The 10,941-nt window shown below is 72.1% G+C and carries 10 protein-coding genes and 1 pseudogene; 7 read left to right on the top strand and 4 right to left on the bottom strand.

From position 1 onward, the window contains the following. Positions 1-233 (bottom strand): annotated as a pseudogene (locus ADK52_RS01205) (protease); the annotation flags it as partial. A gap of 223 nt (positions 234-456) precedes the next feature. Here ADK52_RS01205 and ADK52_RS01200 point away from each other — a divergent pair. The 3 genes from ADK52_RS01200 (at position 457) to ADK52_RS01190 (ending at position 3,137) form a co-directional block, all read left to right on the top strand. Beyond that, on the top strand, positions 457-1,254 hold the full coding sequence (locus ADK52_RS01200; RefSeq protein ID WP_053687907.1) for a glycerophosphodiester phosphodiesterase: 798 nt from the start codon (positions 457-459) through the stop codon (positions 1,252-1,254). A gap of 84 nt (positions 1,255-1,338) precedes the next feature. Beyond that, positions 1,339-1,941 (top strand): ATP-binding protein, encoded by a 603-nt coding sequence (locus tag ADK52_RS01195; RefSeq protein WP_078987789.1) that lies wholly within the window; start codon positions 1,339-1,341, stop codon positions 1,939-1,941. A 221-nt stretch (positions 1,942-2,162) separates the two neighbouring features. Then, the gene (locus tag ADK52_RS01190) at positions 2,163-3,137 is read left to right on the top strand and encodes a DUF5926 family protein (RefSeq protein ID WP_053687906.1); all 975 of its coding nucleotides are present in this window, start codon (positions 2,163-2,165) and stop codon (positions 3,135-3,137) included. A gap of 181 nt (positions 3,138-3,318) precedes the next feature. On the opposite strand, the gene ADK52_RS01185 is transcribed toward ADK52_RS01190, so the two are convergent. Then, positions 3,319-3,951, bottom strand: a complete 633-nt coding sequence (locus ADK52_RS01185) for a hypothetical protein (protein ID WP_063783739.1) — start codon at positions 3,949-3,951, stop codon at positions 3,319-3,321. A 114-nt stretch (positions 3,952-4,065) separates the two neighbouring features. Further along, on the bottom strand, positions 4,066-4,767 hold the full coding sequence (locus ADK52_RS01180) for a bifunctional DNA primase/polymerase (RefSeq protein ID WP_053687904.1): 702 nt from the start codon (positions 4,765-4,767) through the stop codon (positions 4,066-4,068). A gap of 407 nt (positions 4,768-5,174) precedes the next feature. Here ADK52_RS01180 and ADK52_RS01175 point away from each other — a divergent pair, with 407 nt between their 5' ends. Beyond that, the gene (locus ADK52_RS01175; RefSeq protein ID WP_078987787.1) at positions 5,175-6,818 is read left to right on the top strand and encodes a PP2C family protein-serine/threonine phosphatase; all 1,644 of its coding nucleotides are present in this window, start codon (positions 5,175-5,177) and stop codon (positions 6,816-6,818) included. A gap of 104 nt (positions 6,819-6,922) precedes the next feature. After that, entirely contained in the window at positions 6,923-8,389 is a 1,467-nt protein-coding gene (locus ADK52_RS01170) for an aminopeptidase P family protein (RefSeq protein ID WP_053687902.1), read from the top strand. A 172-nt stretch (positions 8,390-8,561) separates the two neighbouring features. On the opposite strand, the gene ADK52_RS01165 is transcribed toward ADK52_RS01170, so the two are convergent. Then, positions 8,562-9,053 carry an ATP-binding protein gene (locus ADK52_RS01165; RefSeq protein ID WP_053687901.1) on the bottom strand — a complete coding sequence of 164 codons (492 nt, stop codon included), beginning with the start codon at positions 9,051-9,053 and terminating at the stop codon, positions 8,562-8,564. Positions 9,054-9,272: 219 nt separating this feature from the next. On the opposite strand from ADK52_RS01165, the gene ADK52_RS01160 reads away from it, so the two are divergent. Together ADK52_RS01160 and ADK52_RS01155 are read left to right on the top strand one after the other, a co-directional pair. Continuing rightward, the gene (locus ADK52_RS01160) at positions 9,273-10,097 is read left to right on the top strand and encodes a hypothetical protein (RefSeq protein WP_053687900.1); all 825 of its coding nucleotides are present in this window, start codon (positions 9,273-9,275) and stop codon (positions 10,095-10,097) included. A gap of 107 nt (positions 10,098-10,204) precedes the next feature. After that, on the top strand, positions 10,205-10,912 hold the full coding sequence (locus ADK52_RS01155; RefSeq protein WP_053687899.1) for a YcnI family protein: 708 nt from the start codon (positions 10,205-10,207) through the stop codon (positions 10,910-10,912). Positions 10,913-10,941 lie beyond the last annotated feature (29 nt).

Genomic DNA, 10,941 nt, shown 5'->3' with positions numbered 1-10,941 from the left:
GCGTAGGCCGGGGCCGGTGCGGGGGCCGGGGTGGGCGGGATCTGCTGGGTCGGCTCCGTGCCGGGTGCGGGCGTCGGCGGGAGCTGCTGGGTGACCGGATCCGCCGCCGGGGTCACCGGGGTCTCCGCGGCCGGTACGGGTGCAGACGTCTCGGGGGCAGGAGCGGCCACCGGGGGTGCGGACGGGGCCGCGGGGGGCGTCGGGGCCGCGGTGCCCTCGTTCTCGGTGCTCACAGCGCTCTTCTCCTCGTCACACACGGCTTCAGAAAAACTGGCGATCGGCCCGACAGAACGTTCGACGTGCCGCACAAGTTCCTGGGAAAAGCCTTCCCCATGACCCGTCAGAGCACTGTAAGCCGGACCTGTGCGTCTTCCTCATTCTTTATGTCGGGCATTCCGGGCGCATCCGCACGGCGGAGCCCGACATCCGGGGCCCGCTCGGTGGCACCATGACCCGGTGACCCACGCACTGCCGCCCATCCAGGTCGTTGCCCACCGCGGCGCCTCGGAGGATGCCCCCGAGCACACCCTGGCCGCCTACCGCAAGGCCATCGAGTACGGCGCCGACGCCCTCGAATGCGACATCCGGCTCACCGCCGACGGCCATCTGGTGCTGGTCCACGACCGCCGGGTCAACCGCACCTCCAACGGCCGCGGCGCAGTCTCCGCCCTCGAACTGGCCGACCTCGCCGCGCTCGACTTCGGCTCCTGGAAGGACCGCGAGGAGTCCCCGGACTGGGACGCCGACCCCGAGCGCACCTCCGTGCTCACCCTGGAGCGGCTGCTGGAGCTGGTCTCGGACGCCGGCCGGCCGGTGCAGCTCGCCATCGAGACGAAGCATCCGACCCGCTGGGCCGGACAGGTGGAGGAGCGCCTCCTCTTCCTCCTCAAGCGGTTCGGGCTGGACGCGCCGCCCGCCGAGGGCCCGCACCCGGTCCGCGTCATGAGCTTCTCCGCGCGCTCCCTGCACCGGGTCCGTGCCTCCGCACCGACGATCCCGACCGTGTACCTGATGCAGTTCATCTCGCCGCGGATGCGCGACGGGCGGCTGCCGGCCGGGGTGCGGATCGCGGGTCCCGGGATGCGCATCGTGCGCAACCACCCCGGGTTCATCCGCAAGCTCCAGAGCGCGGGCCACTCCGTACACGTATGGACCGTGAACGAACCGGAAGACGTTCAGCTCTGCGCTGATCTGGGTGTGGAAGCAATCATCACGAACAGGCCGAGACAAGTTCTGTCACAGCTCGGGCGCTGACGTCCCCTTTTGCCCACCCGCCCCGCACGTCACGCGCGTGACGGGGTGTGCACCGGCGCATCCGCTCCGCAATCGCCCGCATGAATGCGTCAGAGGCCTCCGCCTGGTCGGTTTCCGGTCCAGGCCATTGGGGCATCCAGACCATGGCGTGGGGCTAAGGAGGTTCCGGGGGTGGCGTTGGTGGTGGCACAGGAGGTGCCCACGTCTTCGCGCATGGACGTATGCCATGGTCCTGCGGGCGTGGGCGAGGCGAGACGCCGCATGCGTGAGCAATTGCGTATGAGCGGGGTGTCCGAATCGGTCGTGGACGACGCCGTACTGATCCTTTCCGAACTGCTCAGCAATGCCTGCCGGCACGGCAGACCGCTGGGCGCCGGAGAGGTCGGGGACGGGGAGATACGCGCCGCGTGGCGCATCGACGAGGCGGGGCGGCTGACGGTCGAGGTCACGGACGGGGGCGGTCCCACCCGCCCGGTTCCGGCCACGCCCTCGGTCACCGCGCGTGGCGGCCGGGGGCTGAACATCATCAGCGCCCTCGCCCAGGACTGGGGTGTCCGGGACGGAGCGGCAGGCGAGGTCACCGTATGGGTGACGGTTGCGTGCGGGGCCCGGCACGAGGATTTCGCTACGCGCGTTGCGCCCCCGGCGATCGACTTCAGCACGGCCTTCGACGACCTCCGTCCGTGACCGGATCCCTGACCCGGATCCCGAACCCCGATCACGATCCCGATCCCGACCCGGATCCCTGACCCGGATCCCCGACGGCAACACCGGCCATCCGAACGAGCGGCCGCCGGGAGCGCACGCCGACCGTGCTCCCGGCCGCACCCTCCCGGTTACGGCGGTACGAACGGCTAGGCTCGCGCCCAGACACAACGCCGTACCGCCGCAACCGGGAGACACCCACGATGGCCAAGAAGCGCCCCGCAGCGAAGACTGCAAAGCCGCAGCTCAAGAACGGGGAGATCCCGGTGGTGGGCGCACGCGAGCCCTGCCCCTGCGGATCCGGGCGCCGTTACAAGGCCTGCCACGGCGCAGCCGCCGCACACGCCGTCACCGAGCACGTGGCGCGCCCCTTCGAGGGCCTGCCCGGCGAGTGCGACTGGGTGGCGCTGCGCGAGCTCGTGCCCGCGGCGACCATCCCGCTCACGCTCAAGGGCGGCCTGCCCGAGGGCGTACCGTCCGTCACGCTGGTGACCGTACTGCCGATGGCCTGGCCGGCACTGCGCCGTGAGGACGGGTCCGTCCTGCTCGGCCTCCAGAACGACTCGACCACCGGGGACCTCGCCCGGGACATGGCCGACACCCTGGAGCGCGCGCTCGTCGCGGAACCGGGCACCCCGGTCGCGGCCCGCCGCGTTCCCGCCGAGGGTCCGCGACTTCAGGATCTCCTGGACACGGACGGCGTTTTCGAGCCGGTTGTGCACAGCGGGTTCGAATTCTGGATTCCGGATGCGGAGAGCGCTCAGAACGCCTCCCCGGAGATCGCCGCCTCCCTCGAGCGGGCCAACGCCGCCGCCATCCCCACCGTCAAGCTGGCCGGCGTGGACGCGGCCTACTGGTGCGAGACCCCGGACAAGAACCACCTGCGCTGGGTCATGCCGCACCCCGAGGAGAAGCTGCTCGACGCCCTCGCGCGGCTGCACGCCGCCGGCACCTCCTCGCTCGGCGAAGGCACCCGACTGGTCGGTTCGTTCCGGGCGCACGGTCTGATGGTCCCCGTCTGGGACCTGCCCACCGGAGTGACCGCCGACGACGTGGAGAAGCCCGCGGCGGAGTTCGCGGAGCGGCTGGCCACGGCCCTGGCCACGGACGCCCCGCTGACGGCGGAGGAGCGCCGGGCGCGCGGCGGACTGACCAACCGCCAGGTCACGCTCAGCTGACCGCCGAGCACCCGCAGGACCGGTGACTGGGGTCACAACTCCCGCTAATCGCCTGCAAATCGGTGTCTGAATATCAGAGATCGAATTTGCGAACAGGCGATCTCTTGTTACCGTTCTTGTAGCCCGGTCGCTGGTGCATCCCCCGTCGCCAGCGACCGGGCCCTTCCTTTTCCGCCGTCGCTCAACCGTCGGCCGGTGCCGGTGAGTTGCTCCCGGACCTCAGCAGCAGCCGCCCTTCATCATCCGGAACTGCAAACTCCGCAACTGCCGAGTAGGCGTCCGGCGCCCCCGCCGAGTCCTCACGCGGCGTCTCGCACAGCCCCGGCTCGTCGCCGGCCCCGACCGCGCAGCGGATCTGCACCGTGTGCCCCGCGGGCCCCATCACCGTCAGAACGGCGTCCAGCGCGCGCCCGCTGGTGTTGCGGTAGTAGCTGCGCCCCCAGGTCCGTCCCTCGTCCGCCAGGACGCAGGTCTGCGCCTCCAGGCCTTGCGGGGAAGAGAGTTCGGGGCCGCACCGGGAATCCGTACGGGGCTGCTCGGACGGGCCCGGCTGCGGCTGCTGCGCATGCGTCTGCCCCGGGTGCCCCCGATGCTGCTCCCCGGCCCGCGGCGGCTCGGCCTGCCGCGCGGTCCCGGCGGCAGGTGTCGACGTACGCGATCCGCCCCCGGGATCGGTCAGTCCGAGCGAGGAGAGCAGCCCGCCGCCTTTTCCGTCGTCCTGACCGGCGAAATCCGGTCCGGCGATCGCTCCCGCCAGCGGGAGCGACAAGATGATCAGCACACCGGCGCTGATACCGATCAAGCGGAGATTCATTCGGCGAAGATAGCGATCCGGGAATGGGGCGCGGAGATCCCCGCGCCCAATTCCCTTGGAAACTCGTCGCGCTGGCACCCGTACGAGTGATCGGCGGACGCCCGGAGCACCGGATCAGTACGCGAGCCGGCTGCCGCCGCCGGAGGCTCCGCTGCTCGCCTCGACCAGCGCGTGCACGACGGCCTCGACCTCCGGCAGCCACGGGCCGCCGGCGTCCGCTGGCTCGCGCTCCCACCGCACCTGCCCGCCGCCGGAGGCGGGGGAGGGCGGGAGCAACAGGTAGCCGCCCTCGCCGTGGAAGCGCAGCGCGGAGGGCACGTGGTCCTTGGCGTACAGGAGTTCGCCGAGCCGCTCCAGCGAGTACGGCGCGACCAGCAGCGCCCAACGGGTGGGCGTGGCCACGATCGGGCCGAGCCGCATGCCCTGCGCGTCCAGCCGTACGACGGCCCGCGCGGCCGCGTTGGCCGGCAGGCTCACGGCGCAGGGTGCGGACCCGCCCGTGGCCAGCAGTACAGGAGCGGTGGGCCGGTTGGTCCACCACCAGGTCACCATCCGGGGGTCGGTGGTGGCCGCGAGCAGCCCGGGGTCGAAGGGGTGCGCGCCGGGAACGACGCAGTCGGGGTCGGGGCAGGCGCACCGGTTGCTGTCGACGCCGGAACGGCCGATGCCGGGCAGCACCGGCCACTGCCAGGCGGTGGCGCAGGTGAGCGCCGCGTCGAGGAGGAGGGCCGGATCGCCGCTCTGCCCGGGGGCGGGGCGGAGGGTTTTCAAGCGATTGCGGAGCCGCTGGAGACGCCTTCCGAGGATCTCGCGCATGAGCGCTCGTTCCTTTCCGTTGAACGCCGAGGGCCACATCACACCATGTAACCGGTGTTTCACCACACGTACACGTTTCGCGTCACTGTCCGCCTTGAAGCAGGTTCACACGGTTCGTGCAGTTTTCTTACGGGTCCATGAAACGTCCGGCGGGGCGGAACGCGACCCGCGCCGATGCCGAGACCGGCTGCCGCCGCTAAGGACGACGGACCGCGCCGAGCGGTTCCCGGCGACGGCCGGGCTGCGCCAACTCTCCCCGGGCACCACCGATTAGGTACCCGGAGCCACTCCGGCGCCCGACCAGTCGATCGCAAAAACCGTCCGCTTCCGGCTTTTTCCAGCCAAGTTCTAGCCTTGGCTGGACAGTGAGTTGCCGTCGCACGGACACCAGGATTCCCACCTGGGCAATGCTGGACATCGATCCTCGTGTGCGTGTAGATGTGGATTCATTGATGGCGGCGCAGCACGATCTGGGGGTTTGCGATGCTATATGGCGAATCGCACCAGGTGGAAAGGCGGACGCCATGAGCGCCCCGCATCTGCCGAAAGTGGCTGGAATCGATCCAGCAGTTACCGCGGTCCCGCAGACTGCGGCGCCCACGCCCGCCCGAACCGCCCCCGCACCGGCTGCGGCAGCGGTCCCCGGACCGAGCACCGTGATCCAGGACCGGCTGGCGGGGATGGTCTCCGACCTGACCACCCTCCACGAGCTCACCGAGCGCCTCGCCCGGGCCCGTGATCTCGACTCCTCCCTCCAGGAGTTCCTGCGCGCCGGAGCCGTCCTCGTCGGCGCCCGCCGCGGCCTGATCGTCCTGGAGCCCTCCGACGGCCTCGGCCCGACGACCACGATCGGCCTCGGCCTCGGCCGCGCGGACCTCGGGCACATCGAGACCATCCCGCGCGCCGCCACCTCGTACGGCCGCATCCTCGACGGACTCCCCGACGCCCGGGGCGGCTCCGAGGTGCTCCCCGAACCCGAACCCGACGCCGCCCCCGGCTCGGGCGGGTACGGCACCCCGGTCGACCCCCGCCACCGCGAGGTCGCCGCCCGGCTCGGCTACGCCGCGAGCTACGCGCTGCCACTCACCGCCGAGGCCACCGGCCGGCTCGGCGCGGCCGTCTGGCTCTACGACGAGCAGGCCGAGCCGAGCGAACGCCAGCGCGATCTCGCGGGGCTCTACGTCCGGCACGCCGCCGAACACCTGGCCCGGATGCTGGAGGTGGAACGGTCCCGCAGCCGCCTGGCCACGGTCGCCGAGGAGCTGCTGCCCAGCCGGCTCCCCCGGATCCCCGGGGTCCAGCTCGCCGCCCGCCACCACACCGGACCACGCGGCGGCGGCGACTGGTACGACGCGCTGCCGCTGCCCGAGGGCGCCCTGGGGCTGGCCGTCGGCTCCGTCACGGGCGCGGGGCCCAGCGCCGTCGCCGCGATGGGGAGGCTGCGGGCCTCGCTGCGCGCGTACGCCGTCATGGAGGGGGAGGACCCCGTGGCGGTCCTGTCCGACCTGGAGCTGCTGCTGCGCCTGACCGAACCCGCGCGCTGCGCGACGGCGCTCTTCGCGTACTGCGAACCCGCCGGGACCCCGCATGCGGGCAGTCAGGGGAGGAAGCTCCTCCTGGCCGGGGCCGGGCACACCCCGCCGCTGCTCATCGGCGAGCACCGCACGGAGTACGTGGAGACCACGCTCTCCGCGCCGCTCGGGATGCTGTCGTGCTGGGAGGCGCCGAGCGTGGAGATCGAACCCGCACCTGGAGAAACGGTGCTGCTGTACACCGACGGGCTGCTGCGGCGGACCGGCGACCCCATGGACCGGGCCTACGCACGGCTGCACGCCGCCGCCGCGGGGATCCCACGGGGCATCCGGGACGATCCGGCGGCCATCTGCGACCACATCCTGCGGACGGTGCTGCCCGCGGACGACCCTGCGGTCGCGCCGGTCGGCCCGGCCCCCGCCGCGGCGGCTTCCGCCGCCTCCGCCACCACCGCCGCGATGGCCGCCACGGAGGACGGAGTGGAGGACATCGTCCTGCTCGCTGCCCGTTTTGACTGATTCATCACACCCGCCGCCGGGCGTCTTCCCCTCGCACATACGATGGATGCGGTCCTACCCGGTCCTGTAGTAGCTGTCGTAGGTGTCGTAGCTGAGGAGAAGACGTGGCTGACGAGCTCACCCCGGAGACCCCGGAAGAAGAGCAGCCCCAGAAGAAGCACAAGCAGCGCAAGAACGGGCTGTACCCGGGCGTCAGCGACGAACTCGCGGAGAACATGCGCACGGGCTGGGCCGACACCGAGCTGCACGGGCTGGAGCCGATCGCCCAGGCCGCGCACACCGCCGCCCGCCGCGCCGCCCTGTCCGCACGCTTCCCCGGCGACCGCCTGGTCGTGCCCGCGGGCCGCCTCAAGACGCGCTCGAACGACACCGAGTACCCCTTCCGCGCCTCGACCGAGTACGCGTACCTGACCGGCGACCAGACCGAGAACGGCGTGCTGGTCCTCGAGCCCTCGGGCGAGACCGGCCACACCGCCACCCTCTACCTGCTGCCCCGCTCCGACCGCGAGAACGGCGAGTTCTGGCTGTCCGGCCAGGGCGAGCTGTGGGTCGGCCGCCGCCACTCGCTCGCGGAGGCCGAGCAGCTGCTGGGCATCCCGGCCAAGGACGTGCGCAAGCTCGCCGACGAGCTGGCCGAGGCCGAGGGCCCGGTCCGGGGCGTCCGCGGCCACGACTCCCTCATCGAGGCGGCCCTGACCGACAAGGTCACCAAGGAGCGCGACGAGGAGCTGCGCGTCTACCTCTCCGAGGCCCGCGCCGTGAAGGACGCGTTCGAGATCGGCGAGCTCCAGAAGGCCGTCGACTCCACCGTCCGCGGCTTCGAGGACGTCGTGAAGGTCCTGGACAAGGCCGAGGCCACGTCCGAGCGCTACATCGAGGGCACCTTCTTCCTGCGCGCCCGCGTCGAGGGCAACGACATCGGCTACGGCTCCATCTGCGCCGCCGGCCCGCACGCCTGCACCCTGCACTGGGTCCGCAACGACGGTGACGTCCGCTCGGGAGACCTGCTGCTGCTCGACGCCGGCGTGGAGACCCACTCCCTCTACACCGCCGACGTCACGCGCACGCTGCCGATCAACGGCACGTACACCGACATCCAGCGCAAGATCTACGACGCGGTCTACGAGTCCCAGGAAGCCGGCATCGCCGCCGTCAAGCCGGGTGGCAAGTTCCGCGACTTCCACGACGCCTCGCAGCACGTGCTCGCCGAGAAGCTCGTGGAGTGGGGCCTGCTGGAGGGCCCGGTCGAGCGCGTCCTGGAGCTCGGCCTGCAGCGCCGCTGGACCCTGCACGGCACCGGCCACATGCTCGGCATGGACGTCCACGACTGTGCCGCCGCACGCACCGAGGCGTACGTGGACGGCACGCTGGAGCCGGGCATGTGCCTCACCGTCGAGCCCGGTCTGTACTTCCAGGCCGACGACCTGACCGTGCCCGAGGAGTACCGGGGCATCGGCGTCCGGATCGAGGACGACATCCTGGTCACCGAGGACGGCAACCGGAACCTGTCGGCCGGACTGCCCCGTGCGTCGGCCGATGTCGAGGCGTGGATGGCGCGCCTCAAGGGCTGAGGCCTGCCGGTACGTCGGCCGGCTTGTCGGCCGGCTTGTCGGCCGGCTTCGGGCGGCTCTTCGGGCGGCTCTTCGGGCGGCTCTTCGGCCGGGCCCGGGTTCGCCTCCGATGGGCGGGATCTCGTACGCGAGTCCCGTCCATCGGCGTATCCGGGAGCCGGCCCCTGCGCCGCTACGACACCTTCAGCAGCGCTCCCTCACGCCATTTCAGGATCTTGTCGAAGCTGACCACCGCACCCTGGCCCGGCCGGTTGCGGAATCTGACGTGGTCGGCGAGCTCCGCGATCAGCCACAGGCCCCGGCCGTGCTCGCTCTCCGACGGTGCGGAGGGGCCGGCCGGCGGGGGTCTGCGCCCCGAGACCGTCGCCGCCGGGAAACCCGGGCCCGAATCGGTCACCTCGATGCGGCAGCAGTCCCCGTCCAGGTACGCCGTGACGCGGTACGCCGCGCACGCCTCCGGGTCGGATTCCGCGCCGGCACCGGCTTCGGCCGCCGGACCGCCGTGCTCCACCGCGTTCGCGCAGGCCTCGCTCAGTGCCACCGAGAGATCGAAGGAGATGTCAGGGTCCACCCCCGCGGTCTCCATCGTCCCCAGCAGCAACCGCCTGGCGAGCGGCACGCTCGCGGCTTCGCGCCTCAAGTGGAGAGACCACCAGATGCTCATACGGTTACGTATTGCCGCCCATGGCGGGGCGTAAGCCCCCGGCGGCCGCCGCAGCCCTCATTCGGCCGATGCGGCACTCCGAAGCGGCGGTGTATGCGGCGGCGTACGGGCCTCCGCACCGGCGGGGACACCCGAGGTGAAGCCCGCGTACAGGGGCACTCACGACCTTCCGGACCTGCCGTATGGACGGTGTGAGGGCAGTGCGATGATGGCCCGGCCATGACTGTCCCCCACGCGACGCCCGCCGGAGCCGGACTCCGGCTGATCCGGGCCGCGGTGTTCACCGCGGTCTGCGTCGTGCTGTCCGCGGCCGGGCACGCCCTGGCGTCCTGCGCCGCCGTGCCCTGGTGGGCCCTCGTCATCGCCTTCCTCGCCGTGTTCGCGGTCGCCGCCCCGCTGGCGGGCCGCCGGCGCTCGCTCCCCGGCATCGCCGCCGGGCTCGCCTTCGGACAGCTCGGGCTGCACGCGGTGTTCGGCCTCGGCCAGCACAGCGCCGCCGCGGCCCAGGCACCCGTCCCCGCGGACACCTCGCTCGCGGCGCTCGCCGCCCGGCTGGTCTGCGGGGGCAACTCCGTCCCCCTCAGCCCGGCCGACGCCCGGCAGATCCTGGAGACCGCCGGACTGGATCCGGCAGCCATGGCCGCCCAGGCCGCGGCGCAGGGAGCGGCACCGGTCCATGCCGGCCACGCGCACCTCGCGCAGGCCGCCGTGGCGCCCTCCACCGGCCTGTTCAGCACCGGCATGCTCGTCGGGCACCTGCTGGCCGCACTGGCCGCGGGCTGGCTGCTGGGGCGCGGCGACGCCGCCCTGTTCCGGCTCGTGGAGCTGTCCCGCACCTCCGCCGAAGCCGATCCGGTACGTCCGCTGCGCGCCGCGCTGGCCTTCGTACGGGCCCTCGGTGCCGGGCTCGCGGGTACACCCTCCGGTGCCCCGCGGGTCGTCCGTACCGCTGCCGAACCCGCCGCGCACACCGGCCGGGAGGCACTCCAGCACACGGTGATCAGGCGCGGGCCGCCCCGCACGGCACTCGCCCTCGCAGCCTGACGCGGCACCCCTCCCCGGAACACCCGGCGGAAGCAGCGGTGCCGCGAACTCCGCGCGCACCCGTGCGCGGACCACCGTCACCCCTGCCTCTGTGGAGTGTTTCTGCCATGAAGACCTCTCGCGTCTCCTTCGCCGCCGCCGTTGCCGCCGGCGCCGTCCTCGTCCTGTCCGGCACCGCCTTCGCGCACGTCAGCGTCCAGCCCATCGGCGAAGCCGCCAAGGGTGGTTACGCGACGCTCAACTTCAAGGTTCCGAACGAGCGCGACAACGCCTCGACCACGCAGCTGGAAGTCAACTTCCCCGTGGACCAGCCGCTGACGTCCGTCATGCCGCAGGAGATCCCCGGCTGGACCTCCACCGTCGAGAAGACCAAGCTCGACAAGCCGCTGACCGTGCACGGCAAGCAGGTCAACGAGGTCGTCACCAAGGTGACCTGGAGCGGCGGCAAGATCGAGCCCGGCAAGTTCCAGCAGTTCCCGGTCTCCGTCGGCAAGCTGCCCGACAACGCCGACCAGATGGTCTTCAAGGCGATCCAGACGTACGACAACAACGAGATCGTCCGCTGGATCGAGGAGACCAAGGCCGGCGCGGCGGAGCCGCAGAACCCGGCGCCCCTCCTGAAGCTGACCGCGGCCAAGGCCGCCGACGACCACCACGACGACAAGAACGCCGCCGCGGCGAAGGACGACAAGGGCCACGACGAGGCCGCCAAGAGCACCTCCGACACGACCGCGCGCGCCCTCGGCATCGCGGGCATCGTCATCGGCCTCGGCGGTGTCGCCTTCGGTGTCGCCTCGCGTCGCCGCGCCTCCTGACCCGACGCGGCCGCAGGCCGTATCCCCTT

It is taken from the genome of Streptomyces sp. WM6372, from assembly GCF_001279655.1.
Lineage (GTDB): Bacteria > Actinomycetota > Actinomycetes > Streptomycetales > Streptomycetaceae > Streptomyces.
Note: the sequence above shows the minus strand (reverse complement) of the source record. Positions and strands in the feature narration are given on the sequence as shown.